Origin of the sequence: Geodermatophilus ruber, assembly GCF_900114385.1 — a bacterium.
GTDB classification, from domain to species: Bacteria; Actinomycetota; Actinomycetes; order Mycobacteriales; family Geodermatophilaceae; genus Geodermatophilus; species Geodermatophilus ruber.
This window is the reverse complement of record NZ_FOSW01000004.1, coordinates 363,251-387,575: the sequence shown is the minus strand read 5'-3', so window position 1 is coordinate 387,575 and position 24,325 is coordinate 363,251. Positions and strand designations below refer to the sequence as shown.

At 74.7% G+C, this 24,325-nt stretch carries 19 protein-coding genes; 9 read left to right on the top strand and 10 right to left on the bottom strand.

All coding sequences use genetic code 11. The annotated features are described in order from the left end of the window. The first annotated feature begins 19 nt into the window (after nucleotides 1-19). Both BMZ50_RS09370 and BMZ50_RS09365 read left to right on the top strand, forming a co-directional pair. Complete coding sequence (locus tag BMZ50_RS09370; protein ID WP_245753494.1) at nucleotides 20-1,387, top strand: sugar transferase; 1,368 nt, start codon at nucleotides 20-22, stop codon at nucleotides 1,385-1,387. A 15-nt stretch (nucleotides 1,388-1,402) separates the two neighbouring features. Further along, nucleotides 1,403-2,023: an arsenate reductase/protein-tyrosine-phosphatase family protein gene (locus tag BMZ50_RS09365; RefSeq protein WP_218146180.1), complete on the top strand. Its 621-nt coding sequence runs from the start codon at nucleotides 1,403-1,405 to the stop codon at nucleotides 2,021-2,023. Between the two features lie 11 nt (nucleotides 2,024-2,034). On the opposite strand, the gene BMZ50_RS25035 is transcribed toward BMZ50_RS09365, so the two are convergent. The 3 genes from BMZ50_RS25035 to BMZ50_RS09350 all read right to left on the bottom strand — a co-directional run bounded on the left by BMZ50_RS25035 (nucleotide 2,035) and on the right by BMZ50_RS09350 (nucleotide 3,974). After that, nucleotides 2,035-2,160: a hypothetical protein gene (locus tag BMZ50_RS25035; RefSeq protein ID WP_281245417.1), complete on the bottom strand. Its 126-nt coding sequence runs from the start codon at nucleotides 2,158-2,160 to the stop codon at nucleotides 2,035-2,037. A 408-nt stretch (nucleotides 2,161-2,568) separates the two neighbouring features. Next, a complete protein-coding gene (locus BMZ50_RS09355) occupies nucleotides 2,569-3,654 on the bottom strand; it encodes an LCP family protein (protein ID WP_177212722.1) in 1,086 nt (361 codons plus the stop codon). Nucleotides 3,655-3,740: 86 nt separating this feature from the next. Then, on the bottom strand, nucleotides 3,741-3,974 hold the full coding sequence (locus tag BMZ50_RS09350) for a hypothetical protein (protein WP_091323479.1): 234 nt from the start codon (nucleotides 3,972-3,974) through the stop codon (nucleotides 3,741-3,743). Nucleotides 3,975-4,269: 295 nt separating this feature from the next. On the opposite strand from BMZ50_RS09350, the gene BMZ50_RS09345 reads away from it, so the two are divergent. The 4 genes from BMZ50_RS09345 (at nucleotide 4,270) to BMZ50_RS09330 (ending at nucleotide 9,275) form a co-directional block, all read left to right on the top strand. Then, nucleotides 4,270-5,589, top strand: coding sequence for a UDP-glucose dehydrogenase family protein (locus BMZ50_RS09345; protein ID WP_091323477.1), 1,320 nt, complete (start codon nucleotides 4,270-4,272; stop codon nucleotides 5,587-5,589). Nucleotides 5,590-5,704: 115 nt separating this feature from the next. Beyond that, nucleotides 5,705-6,535 (top strand): hypothetical protein, encoded by an 831-nt coding sequence (locus BMZ50_RS09340; RefSeq protein ID WP_091323474.1) that lies wholly within the window; start codon nucleotides 5,705-5,707, stop codon nucleotides 6,533-6,535. 320 nt (nucleotides 6,536-6,855) lie between these two features. Next, nucleotides 6,856-8,238, top strand: coding sequence for a sugar transferase (locus BMZ50_RS09335; protein ID WP_177212721.1), 1,383 nt, complete (start codon nucleotides 6,856-6,858; stop codon nucleotides 8,236-8,238). Nucleotides 8,239-8,243: 5 nt separating this feature from the next. Beyond that, nucleotides 8,244-9,275: a glycosyltransferase family 2 protein gene (locus tag BMZ50_RS09330; protein ID WP_177212720.1), complete on the top strand. Its 1,032-nt coding sequence runs from the start codon at nucleotides 8,244-8,246 to the stop codon at nucleotides 9,273-9,275. Nucleotides 9,276-9,301: 26 nt separating this feature from the next. Here the strand turns inward: BMZ50_RS09330 and BMZ50_RS09325 are convergent, their stop codons facing one another. From BMZ50_RS09325 to BMZ50_RS09315, 3 genes are all read right to left on the bottom strand, one after another. Further along, the gene (locus BMZ50_RS09325; RefSeq protein ID WP_091323468.1) at nucleotides 9,302-10,672 is read right to left on the bottom strand and encodes an alginate lyase family protein; all 1,371 of its coding nucleotides are present in this window, start codon (nucleotides 10,670-10,672) and stop codon (nucleotides 9,302-9,304) included. A 412-nt stretch (nucleotides 10,673-11,084) separates the two neighbouring features. Continuing rightward, a complete protein-coding gene (locus tag BMZ50_RS09320; protein WP_091323466.1) occupies nucleotides 11,085-12,320 on the bottom strand; it encodes a P-loop NTPase family protein in 1,236 nt (411 codons plus the stop codon). A gap of 125 nt (nucleotides 12,321-12,445) precedes the next feature. Beyond that, nucleotides 12,446-13,840, bottom strand: coding sequence for an O-antigen ligase family protein (locus BMZ50_RS09315; RefSeq protein ID WP_091323464.1), 1,395 nt, complete (start codon nucleotides 13,838-13,840; stop codon nucleotides 12,446-12,448). A gap of 119 nt (nucleotides 13,841-13,959) precedes the next feature. Between BMZ50_RS09315 and BMZ50_RS09310 the strand changes: the two genes are divergently transcribed. The 3 genes from BMZ50_RS09310 to BMZ50_RS09300 are packed head-to-tail and all read left to right on the top strand — an operon-like array spanning nucleotide 13,960 to nucleotide 17,373. Then, the gene (locus tag BMZ50_RS09310) at nucleotides 13,960-15,108 is read left to right on the top strand and encodes a glycosyltransferase family 4 protein (protein ID WP_091323462.1); all 1,149 of its coding nucleotides are present in this window, start codon (nucleotides 13,960-13,962) and stop codon (nucleotides 15,106-15,108) included. Next, nucleotides 15,105-16,265, top strand: a complete 1,161-nt coding sequence (locus tag BMZ50_RS09305) for a glycosyltransferase family 4 protein (RefSeq protein WP_091323459.1) — start codon at nucleotides 15,105-15,107, stop codon at nucleotides 16,263-16,265. Before BMZ50_RS09310 ends, BMZ50_RS09305 begins: the two co-directional genes overlap by 4 nt. Next, nucleotides 16,258-17,373, top strand: coding sequence for a hypothetical protein (locus tag BMZ50_RS09300; protein ID WP_143087134.1), 1,116 nt, complete (start codon nucleotides 16,258-16,260; stop codon nucleotides 17,371-17,373). Before BMZ50_RS09305 ends, BMZ50_RS09300 begins: the two co-directional genes overlap by 8 nt. Before the next feature lie 16 nt (nucleotides 17,374-17,389). Here the strand turns inward: BMZ50_RS09300 and BMZ50_RS09295 are convergent, their stop codons facing one another. The 4 genes from BMZ50_RS09295 to BMZ50_RS23690 form a co-directional block, all read right to left on the bottom strand. Further along, on the bottom strand, nucleotides 17,390-18,535 hold the full coding sequence (locus BMZ50_RS09295; protein WP_143087133.1) for a phosphotransferase: 1,146 nt from the start codon (nucleotides 18,533-18,535) through the stop codon (nucleotides 17,390-17,392). Beyond that, a complete protein-coding gene (locus BMZ50_RS09290; RefSeq protein ID WP_091323452.1) occupies nucleotides 18,532-19,626 on the bottom strand; it encodes a hypothetical protein in 1,095 nt (364 codons plus the stop codon). The genes BMZ50_RS09295 and BMZ50_RS09290 overlap by 4 nt, the downstream gene beginning before the upstream one ends. 73 nt (nucleotides 19,627-19,699) lie before the next feature. Continuing rightward, nucleotides 19,700-21,130, bottom strand: coding sequence for an oligosaccharide flippase family protein (locus tag BMZ50_RS09285; protein WP_143087132.1), 1,431 nt, complete (start codon nucleotides 21,128-21,130; stop codon nucleotides 19,700-19,702). An 85-nt stretch (nucleotides 21,131-21,215) separates the two neighbouring features. Beyond that, the gene (locus BMZ50_RS23690; RefSeq protein WP_143087131.1) at nucleotides 21,216-24,269 is read right to left on the bottom strand and encodes a fibronectin type III domain-containing protein; all 3,054 of its coding nucleotides are present in this window, start codon (nucleotides 24,267-24,269) and stop codon (nucleotides 21,216-21,218) included. Nucleotides 24,270-24,325: the final 56 nt, after the last annotated feature.

Below are 24,325 nucleotides of genomic sequence, written 5' to 3'. Positions count from 1 at the left end.
CTATGTCCGGCGCATAGTCGTGGGGGACATCGTCTGCGCGGCCCTTGCCGGGCTGACCGGCTACCTGGTCCGGTTCGGCGCGGAGGCTGCGGCCCCTCCGCACGCCTCTTCCTGGACGGCCCTCGCCCTGCCGGTCATCTGGGTCGTCTCGATGCTGATCGCGCGCAGCTACGAGGAGCGCTTTCTCTGGGTCGGCGCCGAGGAGTTCCGGCGGGTCTTCTTCGCCAGCATGATGCTGCTCGCCACCCTGGGCACCGTCTCGTGGGCGTTTCAGCTCGACGTCGCCCGTGGGTTCGTCATCATGGCCGTGCCGCTGGCGACCCTCCTGACGCTGGGGCAGCGGTACACCCAGCGCCAGCTTCTCCACCGGGCTCGGAGCCGTGGGCAGCATCTCCAGACCACCTTGCTCGTCGGGCACCGGAATGCGGTGGCCGCCCTCGACGAGCAGTTGGACCGCGAGGCCTTTCACGGCTACCGCGTGATCGGCTGCTGCCTGCCGGTCGACCAGTTCAGCCCGCGGGCTGATGCCTTCAACGGACTGCCGGTCCTCGGCGGTATCGAGGAGGTCGCCGACGTGGTCGGCCGGTACGAGGTCGACACCGTCGCCGTCCTGCCGTGCCCCGAGCTCGACGGGCCGGCCCTGCGCCGCCTCGGCTGGGACCTCGAGAAGACCCGTGCGGAGCTGCTGCTGGCCCCCGCGATCACTGAGATCGTCGGCACCCGGGTCCGCATCCGCCCGGTCTGCGGCCTGCCGCTCATGCACATGGAGCGCCCCGAGCTCACCGGCATCCGCCGGCTGGGCAAAGACCTGTTCGACAAGACGTCGGCGATCTTCGGAGTGCTGTTCCTGCTGCCGGTCCTCCTCGGCATCGCGCTGGCGGTCAAGGTCACCAGCCGCGGTCCGGTCTTCTTCAAGCAGGAGCGGGTGGGCCGCGACGGTCAGACGTTCTCGATGCTGAAGTTCCGCAGCATGGTGGTGGGTGCCGATCGCATGGTTGATGCGCTCGCGGACGAGAGCGACGGCAACGGCGTCCTCTTCAAGAAGAAGGACGACCCTCGGGTCACGAGCGTCGGCAAGGTTCTTCGCCGCTACTCCCTCGACGAGCTGCCCCAGCTGTTCAACGTGATCCGCGGGGACATGTCCCTCGTCGGGCCCCGTCCGCCGCTGCCGACCGAGGTCGAGCGCTACGGCTTCGACATGCACCGCCGGTTCCTGGTCAAGCCGGGCCTCACCGGCCTGTGGCAGGTCAGCGGGCGCTCGGACCTGTCCTGGGACGACTCGGTGCGCATCGACGTCCGGTATGTCGAGAACTGGTCGCTGACCTTCGACTTCATGATCCTCTGGAAGACCCTCGGGGCAGTCCTGCGCGGCTCCGGGGCGTACTGACGGCACACTGTGCCGGTGCTTTCGCCTCGGCAGGAGGAGCCGGAGTTCACCGTGCTCCTGGTCTGCACCGGCAACATCTGCCGGTCGGCGCTGGCCGAGCGGCTCGGGCGCGCCTACCTCGACGAGGTGCTCGGCCCGGATGCCGGCGCCATCCGGCTCGTCAGCGCCGGCACCCGGGCCGTCGTCGGCTCCGCCATGCACCCCGACACCGCGCTGGTCCTGACGGGGCTGGGCGGTGACGCCGGCGACTTCACCGCCCGCCAGCTGGCCGACCGGATGGTGATGGACGCCGATCTCGTCCTCACCATGACCCGGCAGCACCGGCGCGACGTCCTGGAGCTGGCGCCGCGGGCGCTCTCCCGCACCTTCACCCTGCGCGAGGCGGCCGGCCTGCTGGAGCACGTCGACCAGGACGTCCCGCGGGAGGAGTTCGCCGAGCGGGCCTGCGCCCTCGTCGGCGCGCTCGCCGCGGCGCGGTCCCGCCGGCGCAGCAGCAGCGACGACGACGTCCCGGACCCCATCGGTCAACCGGTCGAGGCCCACGCCGAGGCCGGCGAGCTGATCGCGCCCGCGCTCATCGAGGTGCTCTCCCGCCTGGCGGCACTGCGAGCGGAGGGCGCGGCCGTCGGCCCGTGAGCTGCCCGGCCCTACTCGGGGGCGATCGCCCGCCGGCGCACCTCGGCCCGCCGGAACTCGTCCTCGAGCCGTTCCTCTCGCAGTTTCCGGTTCTCCTCGCGGAGCCGTTCCAATTCCCGAACGTCAGCTTCGTCCATGAGCGGGGAACGTGGCAGATCCGCAACGGGCGCCGCTAGGGCCCTTCTCCCCGAGTGGACCAGTCGGTCGGCCGGACAGGCTCGTTGGCGAGTGCCCGGGACTGATCCCGCCAGAAAACCGAGAGATCAGGCGTGTTGCGGAGCGGCCCGCTCCGAGCCAGTTTCAGCCGCTCCCGTTCTGCAATGCGCGAGGACTCTCCGTAGCCTGATCACGTCGAGGCGTCACCACGGGCGCCGGGGGAGCGGCGGGGGGAATGCGCGTGTCGTGGTGGGGGTGGCTGCTGATCGGATGGGTCGTGCTCGCGCCTGCGGGCGCCATCGTCCTGGGCTTGTCGATCCGCCGAGCCGACCAGGAGCGGCCCGGCGCAGCGAGCGATGAGGGGCGAGAAGCCGCCTGAACGACGCCGGTCAGCGCGGGACGTCGGGCAGCGCCTGGTCGCTGAACTCGGCCGCGTTCTGCGACAGCGAGTCGCTGCGCAGGTAGGCCCACATCCGGTCGCACGAGACCTCGTCCAGGTAGACCACGCTGGCCGGCCCCTCCATCCCGGTGCCGAGCACCGGCGCGGTGAAGAAGTCGATGTTCTCCGGCCGCAGGTTGCGCAGCGAGTAGGCCAGTGAGACCAGCTCACCGTTGCCGAGGCCCTCGTCGACGGCGACCGCGCTGGTCACCGCCAGCAGCGCCGAGTCCAGCCGGCCCGGGTCGGTGAACGTGTCCGAGCTGAACAGCTTGCCGAACATCGACTGCAGGTACTGCTGCTGCCGCCGCACCCGGTCGAAGTCGCCCCCGGGCAGGTCGTAGCGCTGGGCGAGGTACCAGCGGGCCTCGTCGCCGTCGAGGTGGTTGACCCCGGCCTCGAAGGTGTACGGGCCGTAGGACGTCGTCTCGGCGACCGCGACGTCGACCCCGCCCAGGTCGTCGGTGACCTGGATGATGCCGTCGAAGTCGATGGCGACGTAGTGGTCGACCCGGACGTCGGTGAGCTGCTCGACGGCCTGGATCAGCAGCGTCGGCCCGCCGAACGCGTACGCCGCGTTGATCTTGTTCATGCCGTGACCCGGGATGTCCACCCACGAGTCGCGGGGGATGGAGATCAGCTGGGCGTGCGCCCGGTCGGCCGAGAACCGGGCGAGCATGATCGCGTCGGAGCGGCCGCCGTCGGCCACGCCCTCCTCGGCGTGCGCCCGGGTGTCCGAGCCGACGAGCAGGAAGGTGACCGGCTCGGCGCCGGCCTCCTGCGCCGGCGTCGCCGGGGCCGGCCGCGCCCCCTCGTCGAGATCGGCGAAGACGTCGGCGACCCGGTCGATGTTGCCGGCGTAGCGGTTGGTGAGGAACCACAGCCCGCCGGCGACCACCAGAACCAGGACCAGGCAGAGGACGCCGAGGGCGATCAGCACCCGGCGCAGCGTGCGGCGCTGCCGGGGGGGCGGGGCCTGCTCGGTCGCGGCGTCCTCCTCGGACTGCTGCTCCGGCTCCGCTGTCTCGCCAGCATTCATCGCGACCCCCGTGGACAGGCAACGCGCCGAGGGTAGGGGCAGGCCGGCAGGCGCGCTGGGGGGTCTCCCTCTCAGGGGTGAGCGCGCTACCTCGCCGGGTGACGCTCCGACCAGGCGTCCTCCGCTGTCTGGTGCAGGAGAGTGGACGGGGCCGTGGCGAGGGTCAGGTGGACCTCGTCCTGGGTGTGAGCAGCCGGATCGAGAGCGCCGGTGCGCCTGGTGGACATCCCGTCGGCCAGGTGGATCGACCGGCCGACGAGCACCGCTCCGACCACGGACACCAGCAGCCACGCGGCGACGATCAACAGCATCCAGCTCATCGGCCCCTCCTCCGGGGCGCGGCACCGCGCCTGCCGGCGCGGAGCGGGCGATCGACTGCCAGGAACGGCGCGTTCCTGCTGCTCCCCAGTAGAGCGCGCGCCTATCACCGTGTCCGCCCCCCAAAACGGGAGTCCCGCGTGCACGGTGGGTGGCGCACGATCGGCGGACGCGCGCCCCCGGTCGGGTGAGCGGCCGCGCCGGGAGTGGCCGGTGCTCCCGGCCGCCCCGTACGGTGCGTCACGTACGCGGGGACAACCGGCACCCTGGCCGGTTGACAGGCACGTGGGGCGGTTCATGAAGATCTCGGTCGTCGGTTGCGGGTACCTGGGCGCCGTCCACGCGGCGTCGATGGCCGAGCTCGGGCACGACGTGGTCGGGATCGACGTCGACGAGCCGAAGATCGCCGCTCTCCGCGACGCCCGGGCGCCGTTCTACGAGCCCGGCTTCGAGGAGTTGCTCGAGCGCACCCTGGCCACCGGCCGGCTGCGGTTCAGCACCGACATCGCCGACGCCGCGGGCGCGGCGGTGCACTTCGTCTGCGTCGGCACGCCGCAGAAGCGCGGGGAGTACGCCGCCGATCTGCGCTACGTCGAGGCCGCGGCCGAGTCGCTGCTGCAGGTGCTGCAGCCGGGCGAGCTGGTGGTGGGCAAGTCCACGGTGCCGGTGGGCACCGCGGCCCGGCTGGCGGAGCTGGTGAGCGAGAAGGCGCCCGGCGCGCTGCTGGCGTGGAACCCGGAGTTCCTGCGGGAGGGCTTCGCGGTGCAGGACACCCTGCACCCCGACCGGCTGGTCTACGGCCTGCCCACCGGCCCGGACGGCGCGACTGCCGAGGCGATGCTCGACGAGGTCTACGCGCCGATCGTGGCCCGGGCGACCCCGAAGGTGGTCACCGACTACGCCACCGCGGAGATGGTGAAGACGGCGGCCAACTCGTTCCTGGCCACGAAGATCTCCTTCATCAATGCGATGGCCGAGCTGTGCGAGGCCACCGGCGCCGACGTCAAGCAGCTGGCCGACGCGATCGGCTACGACGACCGGATCGGCCGCAAGTTCCTCAACGCCGGGCTGGGGTTCGGCGGGGGCTGCCTGCCCAAGGACATCCGGGCGTTCATGGCCCGCGCCGGGGAGCTGGGCGCCGACCAGGCGCTGACCTTCCTGCGCGAGGTCGACAACATCAACATGCGCCGGCGGATCCGGATGGTGGAGCTGGCCCGGGAGGTCTGCGACGGCTCGCTGCTGGGCAAGCGGGTGGCGGTGCTGGGCGCGGCGTTCAAGCCCGACTCCGACGACATCCGCGACTCCCCGGCGCTCAACGTGGCCGCCCAGCTACAGCTGCAGGGCGCGGTGGTGCGGGTGACCGATCCGGCCGCGGTGGAGAACTCCCGCCGGCTCTGGCCGCAGCTGGACTACGCCGACAGCCCGGAGGAGGCCGCGGAACGGGCCGACGCCGTGCTGGTCCTCACCGAGTGGCGGGCCTACCGCGAGCTCGACCCGGTCGTCTTCGGCCAGATCGTGAAGCAGAAGCGGGTGCTCGACGGCCGCAACGCCCTCGACCGCGAGGCCTGGACCGCCGCCGGCTGGACCTACCGGGCGCTGGGCCGCCGCGCGGGCTGACCAGCTCGTTCCCCGTTCCCGCGCGCGGCGGGAAGGGTGAGTTCCGAGTGGCAGGACGGGTGACCTGCACGTGCGGAACTTCAGTTCTCGCTCTACGTGAGTCGATGATGACTGCATGTGGCTTTGGTGGGTGCTCGGCGGGCTGGCAGTGTGGCTGGTCCTGGCCCTCGCGGCGGCGCTCGTGCTGGGCCTGACGGTCCGGCTCGCCGATCAGCGGGCGGGGTTGCGGGACGACGTGCCGTCCGCCGCCCGTCGGCGTGTGCCGTTCCCGCGCCTCGGGGTCGGGCTGGTCGCCGGGGCCGTGGCCCTGACGGTGGTCGGGTACGCGGTCGAGGTCTCCGGCGCCTCGGGGCAGGCGGCCCGGCTGCTCGCCCTGGACTCCGCCCTGCCCCTCGCCCGGGTCTTCGTCGTGCTGCTCTTCGCGGTCGCGGCGCTGGCGGCGATCGCCGGCGCCGGGCGCATCCCCGGGCGCCGCACCTGGTGGTCCGCGGTCGGGGTCGCGGCCGCGGGCATCGCCGCCCTCGAGGCCGGCACCAGCCGGGCGCACGCCGCGTTCGAGGCGACGTCGACGACGGTCGTGGCCTCCGCGGCCGGGGCGGCGGTCGTCACGCTCGGCGCGCTCTGGTTCCTCAGCCGGTCGGAGCGCCGCGACCGCAGCCGGATCCTGCTCAGCCTGGCGGCGTACGCGGCGGTGTCGGTCGGCCTGTCGGCGGTGTCCGCCGCGCTGGCCGGGGCGTACGGAACCCGGAGCGGCTGGGCCACGGGGGCGACCCTCGTGGAGCACCTGGCCGAGGCGTTGGCCGCCGTCGTCTTCCTCCTCGCCGTCCTCATCGGTGTGGCGCCCCGGCTCGTGCTCCCGGCCGACTGGGTGCTGCGCCGCGCCGCGGATGCGCACACGCTGGACGTCGAGGTACCCGGCCCCGCGGGCCGGCCCGCGTCCCGGTGAGGTCGTGTCCGGCTGCCGCCCGACCCCCGGCCGTGTCGATACTTGTGAGTAGCGGAACTCGCGGTTTCTAATCCATTACGCTGAGTGATCAGATAAGGCTCAGTTGTGGAACGCGGCCTGCACTAATTCCCCCCGAAGAGTTACGCAGAGTTGCCCCGTGTGTTAGATGTTGCGAAGCTGCCCAGGGCACCGTCCCACTGGGTGAGTCATCAACGGGGGTCCCTGTGGGGGAATTGGACACACGCTCGGAGACCGAGCGACTGCGGCGCGTGGTTCAACGGGCGAACGTGGCTCTTCTGGAGCCAGGAGTCGCATCTCGGGTGTCTGCCGCTCCTCCCGCCGGCGGCGTGCTGCCCCCGGAGAGCACGCCGCAGATCCGCCGCCGTCGGGTCTGGGCCGCCGCCCTCCTCGCCACGGACTTCGCCGCCGCCGCGCTGGCCTTCGTCGCCGTCCCCGGCGTGCGGTGGGAGGTGGCCGGCGTCTTCTTCGCGATCGCGGCCGCCCTGCTCGCCGCCGGCCGGCTGTACCGCTCCCGGCTGTACCTCTCGGTGCTGGACGACCTGCCGGCCATGGTGGGCCGCTCGATCGTCGCGGGCGCCCTGACCACCGCCGTCGGCGTGGTCGGCAACGAGTGGGCCAGCCGCAGCATCCTGTTCTTCACCGGGGCGTTCGTCCTCCTGCAGGTCATCACCCGGTCGGTCGCCTTCGCGGTGGCCCGCAGGGCGCGCAAGGCCCGGCGCGTGCGGCACCGCACGCTCATCATGGGCGGCGGCCAGGTCGCCGGCCTGCTCGCCCGCACGCTCATCGACCGGCCCGAGACGGGGCTGGAGCCCATCGGCTTCCTGGACGACGACCCGCTGCTCTCCCTCGACTGGCCGGTCCCGCACCTCGGGGGGAACGCCGACCTGGTCGACGTGGTCCGCGAGCACGGCGTCGACCACATCGTCGTCGCCTTCGGTTCCGCGCGGGAGGCCTCGATCGTCGACGTCCTCCGGGCCTGCGACCGGCTGGCCTGCGAGATCCTCTTCGTCCCCCGGTTCTACGAGGTCCACTCCACCGACCGGGACATGGAGATCGCCTGGGGCATCCCGCTCGTGCGCATGCGCCGCGCGCCCTTCCGCAGCGCGTCCTGGCGGATGAAGCGGCTGCTCGACATCGTCTTCTCGGCGGCGGCGATCGCGTTCCTCGCGCCGGTGCTGGGCATCTGCGCCCTCGCGGTCCGCATCAGCGTGGGCTCGCCGATCCTCTTCAGGCAGGAGCGGGTGGGCCTCGACGGCCGCCCGTTCACCCTGCTGAAGTTCACCAGCCTGCGGCCGGTGGACGCCGCCGAGTCGGCGCAGAACTGGAACATCGCGCACGACGACCGGCTGACCGCCGTCGGCAAGGTCCTGCGCCGGACGTCGCTGGACGAGCTGCCCCAGCTGTGGAACATCCTCCGCGGCGACATGAGCCTGGTCGGCCCCCGCCCGGAGCGGCCGCACTTCGTCAACGAGTTCACCCGGCAGTTCCCGCAGTACATGGCCCGCCACCGGGTGCCGGCGGGATTGACCGGGACCGCCCAGGTGCACGGCCTGCGAGGGGACACCTCCATCGCCGACCGTGCCCGATTCGACAACTACTACATCGAGAACTGGTCGTTCTGGGGGGACATCAAGATCCTGCTCCGGACCATCTCCCAGGTTCTCGGCGCGGCCGGAAGGTGATGCAGGTGACGTCAGCAGGCAACGGCAACCCCGGGGAGGAGATCGAGGGGAACCTCGTCACCGTGGTCATCCCCGCCCGCAACGAGGAGCGGGCCATCCGGGACTGCGTCGCGTCGATCCAGGCGCAGACGTACCGCGAGCTGCAGATCATCGTCGTGGACGGGGACTCCGACGACGACACGGCGGAGATCGTGAAGGACATCGCCAACTCCGACCCCCGGGTCGAGCTGATCATCAACCCCCAGCGGGTCATCCCGGTCTCGCTCAACATGGCGGTCGCGGCGGCGCGGGGCCGGTGGCTGGTCCGGGTGGACGCGCACGCCACCGTTCCCCCGGACTACGTGGCCCGCGCCGTGGAGCACCTGGCCACCGGCCGGTGGGGCGGTGTGGGCGGTCGCAAGGACGGTGTCGGGCGGACGCCGGCCGGGCGGGCGATCGCCGTGGCGATGGCCTCGCGCTTCGGCGTCGGCGGGTCGACCTACCACCACGGCACCACGGTCCGGACCGTCGACCACGTGCCCTTCGGGGCCTACCCGCTGTCGGTCATCCGCGAGCTCGGCGGGTGGGACGAGCGGCTGCGGGTCAACCAGGACTTCGAGTTCGACCGGCGGGTCCGCGAGGCCGGCTACGAGCTGCTCTTCGACCCGGCGCTGCGGATCGACTGGGAGTGCCGGCAGTCCGTCCCCGACCTCTTCCGGCAGTACCAGCGCTACGGCCGCGGCAAGGTCCGGGTCGCCCGGCTGCACCCGCGCTCCCTCCGGATCCGGCACCTCACCGCTCCGGCGCTGGTGGCGGGGATGGCGGGCGCCGGGGTGGTGGCCCTGCGGCGCCCGCGGCGCGGCCTGGCCCTCGTGGCGCCCTACCTCGGCGGTATCGCCGTGGCCAGCGCGATCACCGCCCGGCCGCTCGACCGCGAGGCGCGGCCGTGGGTCGCGCCCGCGTTCGCGGCCATGCACGTGAGCTGGGGGATCGGCTTCTGGAAGGGCGTGGGGGAGATGCTCGCCGCGGTGGTCCGCGGCCGCGACGACCTGCGGTGAGCCGCCCGGCGGGCTGATCGCGGAGCTCAGCCCAGCCAGTCGGTGAAGCCGAACTGGCGCCCGTGGCCGGCCGGGCCGACCGGACCGAGGGCCACGCCGTAGGCGGCGTTGATCTCGTGCGGGATGTACTGGTTCACCCGGAACGGCGCGGGATAGCCGCCGTTGGCCCGGAGGAACTCGGCGGCCCGCAGCAGGGCCCGGTCGCCCCAGGCCCACACGTCCCGGTAGCCGGCGCGCTCGAGCAGCCGGGCGCTGAGGGTGGCCCCGCCGAGCGCCTCCCACGAGTAGGTCAGGCCGGTGCTGTCCACGGCGGGGGCCGAGCCGGCGCTGCGGCTGATGTCCTCGACGAGCGCGCCACCCCGGGCGCCGCACGAGGCGGGGTTGATGGGCACCCACGCCTCGCCACCGCCGCACGCCCAGCCCGGGTCGAAGTCGCTGGTCGGCCGGAAGCCGGCGTAGGACGCCCGCTCCCCGGTGAACCCGCGGAAGACCGCCGCGGCGCGGGCGAGGTCGGCGGTGTCCCCCAGGTAGGCGCTGACCGCGACGCGGGTGGCCATCGCCCAGGTGCCCCAGTTGTTGGCGCTGTCCTCGCTGGTCCCCGCGATCGTCGTCCAGCGGCCGTGCCCGCCGATGTCGCGGGTCCGCAGGCCCCCGACGTAGGTGAGGAAGGCCGGGTCGCGGTAGCCGACCAGGTCGGCTGCGAGGACGTACCCGGCCAGCTGACGGCTGACGGAGAGGACGCGGGCGCCGGACAGCGAGGAGCCGGGCAGCTGCCGCAGCACCGACACGACGTGGTCGCGGTGCCCGGCATCACCGGTGCGCGCGTACACCAGCGCCGCCGCCAGCGTCCGGGCGGCGTGCGTGCTGTCCTGGTCGGCCAGGTCCACCGACCCGGACCGGTCGGCCGCCGCGGCGGTGACCGCGGTCCACGCGCTGCCCGACGTCGGCCGGCGGGCGAGCTCCGCGGCGCCGGCGAGGACGCCGGAGAGGCGCTGCCCGGGCGCGTCGAGCAGCCCGCCGCCGGGCGGCGTCGGCGTGCGGGCGGGCGGGCTCACGGGCGTGCTCCCGGTGGTCGGCGAGGGCGGCGACGGCGTCGCGGTGTTCCTCGCGGTCCTGGGCGATGCGGTCCCCGGGGGGGTGCGCACGTGCCGGTCCCGGGCGGCGCGCTCGGTGCCCGCCTCGGAGCCGCGGTCCCAGTGGGTCCACCGGCCGGCCGTCGCGGTCTCCACGGCGCTCGCGGAGCCCCCGGGGCCGGCCGCGACGGTGCCGGGGGCGCCGCCGAGCACGAGCACGCAGCCGAGGCCGATGAGCACGATGCGCATGCTCATCCGGCGCGCGCCACCGGTGCGGTGGTGGTCGTTCCCGGTGGGGGTCCTGGTCGTCCGGTGGCGGCCCATGCCGTCTCCTGTGCGCTGGGGGGCTCGGCGCGACAGCGAGGATTCCAGCGCCTGCTCGGGCTCCGGGGGAGGCGGTGGGCCCTCTCGTCGGCGCCATGGTGGCAGGGGTCGGCGCAGATGAGGAGCACGAACGGAACCGCTCGGTACCGTTCCGACCCTCCGTGTGCGGAGCTGCACTCCCCGCTGTCGGAGGCAGACCGTATCCCGGGTCTCCGCCGCACATCGAGGGGTGGGAACGGTTTTCCGTGATCGATCCGTGATCTCCGGTCACACCCGTCTCACGCGGCCCACCGGTCGCACGCGACCTGGGTGGAAGCCGCCCGCAGACCGCGCCCGGCCGGCCCGGAACAGGACAGGACCCGCCCCCGGAGGGGCGGGTCCTGTCGGGTCGAGGGCGGGCGAGCCGCGGTGGTCAGGCCGGCTGCGCCGCGACCTCCGCCGGCCGGGGACGCTCCGGCGCCGGTTCGGCGGCCGGCCCCGGCCGGTCGGTGAACAGCACGGTGACCGCCGGGGCGCGGCCGAGGGACCGGACCAGCCCAGCGAGCGTCGTGGTCTGCGTGATCGTCGCGCGGTCGGCGTCGACGAGCAGGAGCACCGCGTCCGCGGTGCGCAGCAGCGGTCCGAGCGACTGGTCGGCGGACATCGCCGGCGCGTCGACGACGAGGGCGGACCTCTCGTCGTCCAGGCGGGTGATGGCCACCGCCGCGGAGGCCGACCGCAGCGGCAGCTCGCGCCCGGCGGGGAGCACGGGCAGCCCCGCCGCCAGTCCCGCCTCGGGCTGGAGGACCGCCTCGGCCGGAGACCCGTCGGAGCGCAGCGCGTCGGCCAGCCCCGGGCGGTCGGAGAGCTCGAGATGACGGGTCAGCCGGCCGGCGTCCAGGTCGGCGTCGACCAGGGTGGGGTGCGTCCCCTGCTGCTGGAGCGCGCGCGCCAGGTGGGTGACGAACACCGCCCGCGGCCGGCCGGTGTCCGTGCCGACGACCAGGATCCGGCGGGGGAGGGTCTCCCGCCCGAGAGCCGCCGGGAGGCCGCCGAGCACGGCCTCGACGCTGTCGGCGGGGTGCCACCGCGCGCGACCGCGCCCCCCGTCCAGCGGCCGGGGCGTGGCCAGCACCGGCAGCCGGGTGGCCTCCTCGGCGTCCCGTGCGGTGCGGACGAGCGGGTTGCGCTGCCGGTGCAGCACGGCGCCGACGCCTCCGAGCGCCGCGCCCAGCAGCGCGGCGATCGCCGCGTTGCGCAGGATCGACGCCGGGATCTCCACGGTGACCGCGGCCCCGCCGCCCCAGGGCTGGATGGCGTAGTTCGGGGCCAACTGCCCGGCCTGGCCGGCCTCGAGGTCGGCGACCTGCTCCTGGAACACCGGGATGATCGCCTGCGCGGTCTCCACGCTGCGGGCGCGGTCGGTGTCGTAGTAGTAGACGGTGAGCACGGAGGAGCCCGGCGGCCGGTCCACGGCCAGGTTCGCGGCGATCTCCTCGGCGCCCAGCGCACTGTCGACCTGCTCGCTCAGCGCCGCGCCCACCACCTCGCTGTCGACCAGGGCGATCATCGTGCGCACCAGCGTCTCGGTGTCGTTGGCGCCGGCGCTCGTCTGCACCACCAGCGTGACGCTCGACTCGTACCAGGTGGGCTGCCGCAGGGTGACCACCGCCGAGACGGCGGCCGCGCTCAGCGCCAGGGCCAGGACCGGCAGGGCGAACCGGCGGACGTCGGACCACGACCACCGGTTCGAGCTGCGCGGACGCGCGGTGTGCGGGGGGCTGTCGGAGATGCTCAGCGGATGCTCCTCACTACGGGTTCCGGACGCGAGGCCGGCGACGGGGTCTGGACGTGGACGAGCAGCGCCGCCGCGAGGCCGACGAGCATCCACAGCAACTTGCTGTTGGAGACCGAGAGGAAGAACGAGGCCACGCAGTAGGCCACCAGCATCGGCGCGAGCGCCTGCACCAGGAGGCTCCTCGTGCGGTGGGCCACCACGAGCAGGCACCCGAGCGTGCACACGAGGAGCACGGCCAGCGTGAGCAGGCCGAACACGCCCCGCTCGGCCAGCGCCTCGAGGTAGATGTTGTGCACCTCGATGCCCTGCCCGGTGAGCAGGTGGCTCTTGATGAGCTCCACGCCCGGCTCGGTGGTCAGGCGCTCGATGCTCTGCGGGACGTAGTTGCCCGCCCCGATGCCGGTCCAGGGCTGCTCGAGGAACGCGTGCCAGGCCGTGTACCAGATGTCGATCCGCCCGCTGGCCCGGTCGGCGCTGACCCGCTCGACGGAGTACCGGTCGTCGAGGAGGGGGACGACCACCGTGGCCAGCAGCCCGACGCCCGCGACGAGGGGGACCAGCAGGCGCCGCCGCCGGTCGAGCAGGGCGAGGAACGTGGCCGTGGCCACCAGCGCCAGCAGCGCCCCGCGGGACTGCGAGAAGAGCACGGAGGCCAGGATCGGCACCGTGACGACGAGCCAGCACGCCCGCCGGGCCCCGGTCGTCGTCCGGGCGAGCGCGAGGGCGGCGGGCAGGGCGGCGACCTGGTACAGGGCGTAGATGTTGGCGTCCCCCTGCAGGCCCACGGCCCGGGCGTCGGTGAGGGACTGCAGGAAGCCCACCCCCGCCGCGAGCAGGGCGCCCACGACGTAGACCCGCAGCAGTCCGCCCACCTGGCGGGGGTGGTCGATCAGGAGGGCGAAGGCGGCGAAGAAGGCGAGCGCCAGCAGGACCTGGCCGATCGCGAAGAGCCAGCCGCCGTGGTCGGTGGCCCACAGGCCGCTCGCCACCACCAGGAGGACGTACGCGGCCGCCGGGAGCCAGGTGACGGGCCGGAAAGCGGGCACGGGCAGCCGACCGGTGAGGAAGCGGGCCAGCAGGACGACCACGCACAGGACGGCCATCAGCCGTCCGACCGTCATGGAGCCCAGGCCCAGTGACTCCCCGAAGGGCACCAGCACGAGGACGTAGAGCAGGCCCCGCTGGACGAGGAAGCTCAGCAGCCCGAGCGCCACCGCCAGCACGCCGACGAGCACGTACTGCTCGTACCCCAGCCCGACCCCGACCCCCACCGAGACGGCGGTGAGCACCCCGAGCAGGACGGGGAGGATCGGCCGGGAGGGAGGCCGGGCCTCGATGCTGGGCTCCCCGGCCGCCCGGGAGAGTGATAGTGCCGTCTGTAGTGCAGACATGACCCCCCCTCGGCTGCGTACAGTACCGAGGCGTTTCGCCTGGTGAGTCCGTGCGAACGGTGGGTCACCCCAACGGCGGACCGCATCACCCTGGACCCACCCGATGGAGGTACGCCCGGATGAGCTCGACCGACGGGCGCCCGATCGCCGTCGTGCTGGTCGGCCAGGCGGCGCCCGCCCGTGGCGGGATCGCCTCGTTCATGGCGAACCTGCTGACCGATCCCGATCTCGGGCGCAGCGTCGACTACCGGCTGCTGAACGTCACGCGCCGGGCCGAACGCGCCGCGGGGCGGTTCTCGGTGGAGAACGTCCGGCACGCGCTCGAGGACGCCGTGCGCTGCTACCGCGCGGCGCGGCAGGCCGACGTCGTCCACGTCCAGACGGCGCTGCTCCCCGTGCTGCCGCTCGTCCGCGCCCTGCTGCTCTGCGGCGCGGCCCGGCTGGCCGGCGCCGGGGTCCTGTGCCACGTCCACTCCGGGCGGCTCAACTCCGGCCGGCCGGAGGCGTTCCGGCCCACCCGCCCGTACCGCCTGCTGCTCCGGGCGCTGCGGGTGACCGCGCACCGGGTGCTCGCGGTCGCGGCACCGGGCGAGCGGATCCTCCGGGAGCTGGTGCCGGGGCTGTCGGTGGCCACCGTGCACAACGCCGTCGACGTGGGCGCCTACTCGCCGGCGGACCCGGCGGTCGAGCCGCCGCGCGCGGTCTACGTGGGCACGCTGAGCCGCCGGAAGGGCATGCACGACCTGGTCGCGGCGCTGGAGCTGCTCCGGGACCGCGGCGTCGCCCTGGACCTGGACGTCGTCGGGGGCGGTCACGAGGTGGGGGAGGAGGAGGCGGACGAGCTCCGGAACCGGATCCACCGCTCCGGCCTCCCCGTCCGCCTGCTCGGGTCCCTGCCGCCCGAGGAGGTCACCCGGGCCCTCCGGGGTGCCCAGCTGTTCGTCCTGCCGTCGCACTGGGAGGGGCAGCCGATCGCGATCCTCGAGGCGATGGCCAGCGGTCTGCCGGTCGTCGTCACCGCGGTCGGGGCGAACGGGGACGTCGTCCGGGACGGGGTCGACGGTCGGGTGGTCCCGAGCCACGACCCGGCCGCCCTGGCCGACGCCCTGGAGTCGCTGGTCCGGGACCCGGCGCTGCGCGCGCGGATGGGGGCCGACGCGCGCAGCCGGGCGGAGAAGGGCTACGACCGGCCGGTGCTGGCCGGGCGCATGCTGCAGGAGTACCGGCAGCTGGGGAGCGCCGGCCGTCGACCGCGGCAGACGGCATGAGGCTGTTCGTCGTCGCGGAGAGCCCGCCGACGACCGACCCGGTCGGCGGGAACGGGTCCACGATGATCACCGCCGAGGTCCTGGCGCGGCTGCCCGACGACATCGACCTCCACCTCGTCTACTTCGCCGACCGGCCCCAGCCGCCCGACGCGCGCGTGCTCGCCCGCGCCTCCCGGGTCACGCGGTTGCCGGTCCGCGCCGGGCGGACGGCCCTCCTCACCCAGCCGGTGACCCGGCTGCCGCGGGCCACCTGGCAGCGGTCCGGGGCGAACGCTGCGATCGTCCGCGAGGCGGCGGCGCACGACGTCACCTACCTGCACGGGCTGCACACGTTCGCGCCCCTCGCCGACCTGACCGGGCCGGTCGTGGTCAACGAGGTCGACCCCTGGTCGGACTACTGGACCGAGCGCGCGTCCGAGGGCCGCGGCCCGTCGGCCTGGTACGACCGGCTTCAGGCCCGCCGGGCGCGGCGGCTGGAGGCGCTGGCCGCCGAGCGCGCCGCGGCCGTCGTGGTGGTCAGCCCGACCGACGCGGCACGGCTCCGCTCCCGGCACGGTGGCACCGTGGTCGCGCTGCCCAACGGCACGTCCCGGCCCGGCGCCGGCCGGGGTGGGGCCGCTCCCGAACCGGGCACCATCGCGTTCGTCGGCACCCTGGACTACCCGCCGAACGTCGAGGCGGTCACCCGGCTCGTGCGGGACGTCCTGCCGCGCGTGCGGCCGCAGGTGCCCGGCGTGCGGGTCCTGCTGGCCGGCCGCCGTCCCGCGGAGGACGTGCTGGCCCTGGCCGGCCCGGACGTCGAGGTCCTCGGGGACGTGCCCGACGTCGCTGACGTCTTCGCCCGCGCCCAGCTCGCCGTCTACCCGGGGCGGACCGGGCGGGGCACCAAGAACACCGTCGGCGAGGCGGTGGGCGCCGGGTGCCCCGTCGTGGCCTCGGTCGAGTCCGCCCGCGGGCACGAGCTCGGCGCCCACCTGCGGGTGGGGGCGACCGACGAGGAGCTCGCCGCGGCCGTCAGCGAGCTCCTCGGGGATCCGCAGGCGCTGCGGAGGGCACGCGAGGCGTGCGCCGAGGCGTCGTCCGTGCTCTTCGGCTGGGACGAGGTGGCGGCGCGCTACGTGCAGCTGTTCCGCGCGGCCGCCCGCCGGGATGGCTGACCCCTCCGCGGAGGGCCGGCGCGGGCGCCGCGCGGTGCTCCTCCTGGGTCTGCTCCTGGTCGCCGTCCTGCTGGCAGGGGGCGTGGTGCTGGCCACCCGCGACGGTGGCTCCGGCTCGCCGCAGGCCCCTCCCGGGCGGCCGGCGCCGGAGGCGGTGGGCGCCGGGGAGCAGTACGCGGTGTCCCCCGACGGGGACGACGACGCCAGCGGGCGGCCGGACGCCCCCTGGCGGACCCTCGAGCACGCCCTGTCCCGGCTCGGGCCCGGGGACGTGCTGGTCGTCGGCGACGGACGGTACCGGGAGAACATCGACCTCGACCTGCGCGCGGGCACCCCGGAGGCGCCCGTCCGGGTGGTCGCGGCGGCGGACGCGCGCCCGGTCGTCGTCGGCCTGCTCTGGCTGGCGGACCTGTCCTGGTGGGACATCCGCGGCCTCAACGTCACCTGGGACGAGGACAACGACGCGGACGAGCACATGGTCAAGCTGACCGACGGCGAGGGCTGGCGGTTCGCCGACGCGGAGCTCTGGGGAGCGCGGTCGTTCGCGGCCCTGCTGGTCGACGGGGAGCCGCAGGAGTTCACGCTCAGCGGCCTGTACGTGCACGACACGTACCCGTCCAACGAGACCAACCAGGACCACCTCGTCTACCTGAACTGCGGTACCGGCGGTGGCGTGCTCGAGCGCAGCATCCTGGCGCACAGCTCCAACGGGCGGGCGATCAAGATCGGCGGACCGCGCCGGGGATCCGGTGAGGTGGGCGACATCGTCGTCCGGTACGTGACGATGGTCGACAACCGCGGCCCGTCGAACGTGCAGCTCGCCTACGAGACCTCGGACGTGGTGATCGAGAACAGCATCCTCGTCGGCGCGGCCGCGGGGCGCCCCAACGTGACCGCGTTCGGCCTCGACGGAGCGGGCAACACCGTCCGGGACAGCCTCGGGTGGGAGTCCACCGGCATGCTCGAGGACGTCGACGGGCTCTCCGACGGGGGCGGGAACGTCCGCCGGGACCCGCGGCTGAGCGGGCCCGGGAGCGCCCGGCCGTACTTCCCGGCCGACGAGCAGGCCCGCGCCTACGGCCGCTGGGCCGGTGTCGACGACGAGTAGCCGACGAGGCTGACCGTCAGGGGAGCCGCTGGGCCACCGCGCTGATGTTGCGCGACACCCAACCGCGGTCGGCCGCCAGCGCCGGATTGCGGCGCAGGTCCGACGCCAGCTGGCCCAGCCACCACGCCGTGCCCACGAGCGCGCGCATCTCGCCGTCGGCACCCCACTCGGGCCAGTGCCGGCCGACCAGCGTGGTGAAGCGGGGGTCCTCCCAGGGCCGGCGCAGCCACACCTCGCCGAGTGACGAGCGGGTCCTGATCCGCTCGTCGGTGCCGATCAGGTGCAGCAGGTCCACCGCCGGCACCCCGCCCCAGCTCCAGGCGTCCCAGTCCACGACCCCGGTCAGGCCGGAGTCGTCGGCGAGCAGGTTGCCCGCCCAGAGGTCACCGTGCCGCAGCTGGCTCCGCGCGCCCACCGGGGAAGCGGCGAGGGAGTCGGCGGCCCGCCGGACGGCCGGGGCGCTGTCCGGCGCCGCCGCGGCCAGCACCTCCGCGTCGTCGCGAACCGCGACCGGCGCGGTGCCGTGCGGCAGCGTCGCGACGAGCGCCGCGACGTCGTCGAGCAGCGCCCCGGAGAGCGCGCGGGGACGGCGGCCGGGCAGCATCGTCTCGAGCAGCCAGCGGACCTCCGCGCGTTCGCCGGAGCCGAGGACCGCGGGCAGGCGGGGATCCTCCAGGCGGGCGAGGGCGTGCAGCCCCGCCATCGTCGGGGAGGGGTCGGCGGCCGACCCGGCGCGCCCCATCCGCAGCACGGCCCGCTGCCGCCCGCGCCGCACCGCGATCCGCACGGCGCCGTCCGCTCCGACCGCCGGGCGGGACACGGGCACGACCCCGGCTTCCTGCAGCAGCAGGTCCAGCAGCGTCGGTCCACCCGACGGCAGGCTCGCGACGTAGCCGCTGCCGGCCCGCCGGCGGAGCCGGTCCCGCAGCCCGTTCCGCAGCGAGCCCCGCACCGGCCGGACCACGCGCGGCCGGCCCCGCCCCGCGGCCGACGCGTGCGTGCGGACGGCCAGCCGGCAGCGCCGGGCCACCTGCTCCACGAGGGTGACCGCCCCGGCCCCGACCGGCGCCCACGGGAGGGCGGCCACCAGCGGCCGGGGCCGCGTGCCGTCGGCGGGACCGAGCAGGCGCAGCAGGGTGTCCAGCTCGGCGGCCGCACTCACGGTGCCGGCCACCCGCGGCGCCGGGCCAGGGCGGTCCAGACGACGTGGCGGACGGAGGCCGTGGTCTGCTCGACCGGCCCGGCGGCGTCCACGAGGACGGCACCGTGCCGGCGCAGCCGCCGCCGGTAGCCCTGCCGCCACTCCTCCAGCAGCTCCGGGGTGTGCTCCCCCTTGCGGTCGAAGAGCACCTGCCCGGGCGCATCGAGGACCACGACGGCGTCCGGGGACGGCACGACCCGGGTCGCCAGGACGTGCTCGACCCACCGCCCCACGGGCGTACGGCGCGGGCGGACGGCCACCGCGTCCAGCGGGTGGCGGTCGGTGAGCACCACGTGCCCCCGCCAGGCCGCGACCGAGGCGCGCAGCAGCGCGGGTGCCCACCCGGCGAGCTTCCGCAGCAGGAAGAGCACCTCGCGGGCCGACCGGCCCGCTCCGTGGGAGCCGGGCGGGCGGGCGGTGGCGGTCGCTGCGGCGGCCGCGGCGGTCTGCGCCCGCCGATCCCCGAGGTACACGCGGGTGACCCCCACCGGGAGACCGGCCGCGAGGCCGGCGGTCACGGTTCCCTTGCCGGCGCCGTCGGGCCCGAGCACCGCGACGACGCAGCCGCGGCGGTGCAGGGACGTCGGCAGCGCCCGGGCGAGGCGTTCGCCCGGGGTCGGGATCTCCCGGCGCCCCGCGGCGCGGTGCGCGGCGTGCTGCCGCGCGTCGGCGTCGGAGACCAGCCACAGCCCGTCGCGGCGCACCCGGCGGTCGAGCAGCTCGTCGGTCGACGTCCGTGCCCGTCCGTAGCGGAGCGCGCTGACGACGTCGAGCTTGACCCAGGTGAGGTCCGCGGCCTCCCGCAGGTAGAAGCGGTGGCCGCGGTGGCCGGGAGCCCGCAGCCACACCCAGCCCGCGGCGAGCAGCGCTCGGTGGACGCGGGTCCGGTCGCCGGGGCGGACGAGCACGTCGAGGTCGGCGGCCGGATCGGACACGTCGACCGCGCCGTTGCGGAGGGCGTGCTCGATCCCCGCCTCGTCCAGCGCGGCCAGCGCGGCGCGCACCAACGCCTCCCGCCCGCGGCTGATCTCCCGCCCGGCCACCTGCGTCATCGTCGGTCCCCCGTGTGTGCGTGCCGATGGTCCTCGGCTGCCCGTACCCGCCGGCGTCGCCCGCGGCCGCTGGTCATGCGGCGGGCGGCCGGGACGGCGTCCGCCGGCGGAACATCCGGAGCACCTCGCGGGCCAGGGTCGGGGCCAGCAGGTGCAGCGTGCCGCCGCCGGCGGCGAGCCCGGCCACGACGGCGACCGCGAGGACGACGACGTCCGCCCCCGGGAGCAGGAGGACCACCAGCAGCGCCGCCCCTCCGGTCGCCGCGCCCGCGGTCAACCCCGGGCCGGCGGCCCGCAGCAGCTGCGACGCGCGCAGGCCCAGGACGCGCAGGGCCACGCCCTGCATGAGGACGACGAAGACCGCGGCCGCCCCGGCCTGCGCCCAGGCCACGCCGGCGAACCCCCACCGCGTGGCGAGCACGAGCGTCGGGACCAGCACCACCAGGCGCAGCAGCGAGATCTGCACGGACAGCCCGGGCCGGCCGATGGCCTTGTAGATGTCGTTGGCGCCGGCACCCAGCGAGCGCAGCGCCGCGTAGACCGCCAGCGGGACGAGGGCGGCGACGACCGGCACCCAGTTCTCCCCGAGCAGGACGGGGATGAGCACCGGGGCGACGGCTGCCGTCCCCAGGCCGGCGCTGACGCCGTAGGCCGCCTGGATCCGGACGCTGTTGAGGTACCCGCGCTGCAACCGCTCCGGCTCCGAGCGGGCCTGGGAGTACACGGGGAAGGTCACCGAGGAGACGACGAAGAACACGTTGAGGATCAGCAGCTCGGGGATGCGGAAGGCCATCGTGTAGAAGCCCAGCGCCTCGGCACCCAGCTGGTGACCGATGATGAGGTAGTCGATGTCGAAGATGAGCTTCGACAGGAGCAGCCCGCCGGCAGCCGGGAGCCCGTAGCCGAGCACCGAGCCCAGCGCCGCCCGCTGCGTGCGCCACACCCGGACGTCGGGACGGGCCGGCACCAGGGCCCAGGTCGCCACGACGTACACGAGCGCCCCCGCGATGGTTCCCCACACGAGAGCCGCGGCCCCCAGGCCCGTCGCCGCCAGCACGACCGAGACGATGCCGACGGCGACCGACCGCAGCACGGCCGCGCTGCTCAGCCGGCGGAACTGCAGATCCCGGCGCATGAGCGACTCGGGGACGGAGGCCACCGCCCCGGCGACGAGGGAGATGCTGAGCAGCTGGATCAAGGGGGCCACGTCGGGTTCGCCGAAGAGCGCGGCGACGACCGGGGCGCCGAGCAGGGCCCCGGCGCCCAGCACCGCGGCGAAGCCCAGCGCGCTGAGCATCGCCGCGCGGGTGTTCGCCGCGGTGCGGGGCAGGTAGACCAGCGCCTGGGCGACCCCGAGGTCGGCGATGGAGTCGGCGTAGGTGATGAACACCATGGCCAGCGCCACCAGGCCGAAGTCCTCGGGCACGAGCAGCCGCGCCAGGACCAGCGTCGTGACCAGGACGGCCAGCTTGCCGAACAGGTACGACGCGCCCTGCCACACCATCCCCGACGCCGCCGACCTGCGGAGCGAACCCTGCGGGGCCGGCGCTGCGTCCGTCTCCGGTGTGGCCGGGCTCAACGGGCTCCTCTCACGCGGACGGTCGGAGGGCGATCGTCTGGGCGATGCCGCTGGCGCCGCCGCTGGCGGTCGTGGTGTAGGGGCCGGCCGTGGTCGAGGTGGCCACGGTCTCGCTGGCGTCGGCGCTGACCTTGTAGGTGCTCGAGGTCGACGCGTTCTCCGAGCGTTCGGTGAGTGTGCCATCCGGGCTCAGCGTCGCCTGGCGGGCGATCCCCGCGACGACCAGCACGGTGGCGCCGTCGACGGCGGTCACGGCGGGGCTGACGAGGGCGGCGGTGCTGGTCAGGGCCCCGGCCGAGGCGACCACCGGAGCGGTGGTGTTCACGCCCCGGTAGGCCAGCACCTGGACGACCGTCGCCTGCGCCCGGTTCAGGGTCCAGGTCGACGATCCGTCGCCGTCCGTGGCGACCTTCACGTACAGCGCCTGACGCATGGTCGTCCCGCTGGTGTCCTGGCGGACGAGCGTCCACCCGGCGGGTGCCGTGATGGTGGGCGCGCCACGGGTGCTGACGGCCGCGACCAGCACGTCACCGGCCCGGATCCCGGCGGGGCCGGCCACGGCGGTGCTCGCCGTGGTGCCGTTCGCGCTCGCCGCCCCGACGAAGCTGACCGCGCCCTGCGGCGGGGGCGGGCTGTCGGACGGGGTGGTCACCGGGACGGCGGGGGACTGCGCGGACACGTTGCCGGCCGCATCCGTCGCCGCCACGGTGTACGCGTAGGTCGTTGCCGGGCGCAGCCCCGTGTCGGAGAACGTCGTCCCGGCGGTGACCGCGATCTGCGCGCCGTCCCGGAACACCCGGTAGCCGGTCACGCCGACGTCGTCGGTCGCCGGTTGCCAGGAGAGCGCCACCGAGGACGGCGACGCGGGCGTCGCGGTGAGCTGCGCCGGAGCGCTGGGCGCCGTCGTGTCGCCGGCGGTGCCCCCGCCGCCGCCGGACCCGGGGCGGAGGCTGACGGTCTGGCCGACACCGCCGGCCGCGGCCCCGGCTCGCGTCACGTGGGCGCCGCTGGACGTCCCGGTCGCCGTGGTCGCAGCCGTGTCGGCGGTCAGCGCGTACTGGGCCGTGCTGGGCGCACCGGCCTCGCTGAGCTCGGACAGCGGCGCGGCGGGCTGCAGGGTCGTGGCGCGCGCGATGGCGGCGACGGTGACGACCGGCGCCCCCGTCGCGGAGGCCACGGCGGGATGGGCGATGTCCGCCGTCGTCGTGGTGGCGCCGGCGGAGCCGATCACCGGGCTGCCGGTGTCGATCCCGCGGTAGGCCAGCACCTGCACGACCGTGGTCTGGGCCCGGCTCAGGGTCCACGTGGAGGCGGCGTCGCTGCTGGTGGCGACCTTGACGTAGACGGCCTGGCGCACCGTGGTCGAGGCGGTGTCGCTGCGGACCAGCGTCCAGCCCGCGCCGGGGGTGATCGTGGCCGTGCCCCGGTGGGAGACCGCGGCGAGGAGCACGTCCCCGCTGCGCACCCCCGCCGGACCGGGGACCGACGTGCCGGTGCCGGTGCCGGAGGCGGTGGCCGCGCCGACGAACTCCACCGAGCCGGACGGCGGCTGCGCGGGCGTGACCCGAGCCGGCTGCGAGGGGGCGGAGACGTTGCCGGCCGCGTCCGCCGCCGCGACCGTGTACGCGTAGCTGGTTCCCGCGGTCAGCCCGGTGTCGGAGAAGGACGTGCTGGTCGAGGTGCCGACCTGGGTGCCGTCGCGGAAGATCCGGTAGCCGGTGACGCCGGTGTCGTCGGTGGACGCCTGCCACGTGACGGTCACCGTGCTGGCCGACGTGGCGGTCGCCTGCACCTGCTGCGGTGAGCTCGGCGGCGTCGTGTCCTGGATCCCGCCGAGCGAGAGCTCACCGTGGTAGTAGCGCAGAGCGGTGTCGTCGCTGGCGAGCACCACCAGGCCGGTGGTCGCGTTGACCGGCTGCTTGGTGGTGCTGGCGTCGTTGATGCGGGCGCCCGGCCACTCGACGAACGGGGTGCCCTTGCCGCCGGCGAAGGAGAGCGCGCCCAGCGGGGTGGACTTGTGGTAGACGGTGCCACCCGCCTCGGTCGACATCAGCAGGTGGAGGCGGTTGTTGCTGGTGTCCAGGGCGATCTGCGGGCGGGTCAACCGGTCGGCCACGGTCGACGCGGTGGCGGAGGTCCAGGTGCCGTCGGATGCCCGCTGGAGCACCACGATGCTCGGGTCCGTCGGGGGCTCCCCGGCGTCCCCGCGGGAGGTCTTGACCGCGGCGAAGATGCGGCCCTGGTCGTCCTCGACCAGGGACTTGAGGTTGATGTGGTCGTCGGCCAGGTTCGGGCCGGCCAGCGCGTCCTCCACCGTCCACGTCGAGTCGGGAGCGGTGTCCTCGTGCACGGCGAAGCGCACCACGTCGTTGCCCTGGTCGGACCACATCACCCCGATCCGCCCGCGGAAGGCGATGATCCCGGCGATGTCGTCCGCCGTGATGGTGGAGTCCGGGACCGGGACCGCGAACGGCGCGGTCCAGGTCCGGTCGTCCGTGGTGGTGTGCGCCACGTAGACGCGCGAGCCCTGCGTGTAGGTGATCCAGAGGCGCCCGAGGCTGTCCCGGGCGATGGACATCGACTCGGTCCCGTTCGAGGCGACCTGCTGGTTGACCTCGCGGGTGTAGGTGTCCGTGGCCGGGTCGTAGGAGAAGCGGACGGCGCGCAGCGCCCCGCCGGAGACCCGGCTGGCGACGTAGAGGCGGTTGCCCTCCCAGAGCGCGTCGCCGGTGCTGGCGATGCGCTCGTCGACGAGGGTCCCGGTGTCCTGCCAGGCGTGGTCGACCAGGCGGTGGATGGTGATCCCGGCGGAGGTGCGCATGAGCGCCCACCAGGACCCGTCGGTGAACCACAGCTTGCTCTGCGGCTTGTCCTCGGTGGGGGACGGCCCGGCGACCGGGTACGCCGGCCCCTGGTAGGTGATCGGGGTGGGATCGGCCGCGCGGGCCGCCGTGGGGACCTGGACCTGCAGGGCGCACAGCGTCGCCGCGGCCGCCGCCAGGATCGACAGGGAGTGTCGGCGTGCGCGGGCGGGGGCGGCCGGCAGCGATTCGGAACGGCGCAACGGGACCTCGCGGACATCAGGCGGCAATGGCTCTTCGTGGCCGTGAGGATCACGCG

What these genes read in the sequence shown, in the direction of transcription:
- BMZ50_RS25035 (WP_281245417.1), bottom strand. Translation starts at nt 2,160, where the DNA reads ATGGACGAAGCTGACGTTCGGGAATTGGAACGGCTCCGCGAGGAGAAC.
- BMZ50_RS09355 (WP_177212722.1), bottom strand. Translation starts at nt 3,654, where the DNA reads ATGAATGCTGGCGAGACAGCGGAGCCGGAGCAGCAGTCCGAGGAGGAC.
- BMZ50_RS09350 (WP_091323479.1), bottom strand. Translation starts at nt 3,974, where the DNA reads ATGAGCTGGATGCTGTTGATCGTCGCCGCGTGGCTGCTGGTGTCCGTG.
- BMZ50_RS09345 (WP_091323477.1), top strand. Translation starts at nt 4,270, where the DNA reads ATGAAGATCTCGGTCGTCGGTTGCGGGTACCTGGGCGCCGTCCACGCG.
- BMZ50_RS09340 (WP_091323474.1), top strand. Translation starts at nt 5,705, where the DNA reads ATGTGGCTTTGGTGGGTGCTCGGCGGGCTGGCAGTGTGGCTGGTCCTG.
- BMZ50_RS09325 (WP_091323468.1), bottom strand. Translation starts at nt 10,672, where the DNA reads ATGGGCCGCCACCGGACGACCAGGACCCCCACCGGGAACGACCACCAC.
- BMZ50_RS09315 (WP_091323464.1), bottom strand. Translation starts at nt 13,840, where the DNA reads ATGTCTGCACTACAGACGGCACTATCACTCTCCCGGGCGGCCGGGGAG.
- BMZ50_RS09310 (WP_091323462.1), top strand. Translation starts at nt 13,960, where the DNA reads ATGAGCTCGACCGACGGGCGCCCGATCGCCGTCGTGCTGGTCGGCCAG.
- BMZ50_RS09305 (WP_091323459.1), top strand. Translation starts at nt 15,105, where the DNA reads ATGAGGCTGTTCGTCGTCGCGGAGAGCCCGCCGACGACCGACCCGGTC.
- BMZ50_RS09300 (WP_143087134.1), top strand. Translation starts at nt 16,258, where the DNA reads ATGGCTGACCCCTCCGCGGAGGGCCGGCGCGGGCGCCGCGCGGTGCTC.
- BMZ50_RS09290 (WP_091323452.1), bottom strand. Translation starts at nt 19,626, where the DNA reads ATGACGCAGGTGGCCGGGCGGGAGATCAGCCGCGGGCGGGAGGCGTTG.
- BMZ50_RS09285 (WP_143087132.1), bottom strand. Translation starts at nt 21,130, where the DNA reads ATGGTGTGGCAGGGCGCGTCGTACCTGTTCGGCAAGCTGGCCGTCCTG.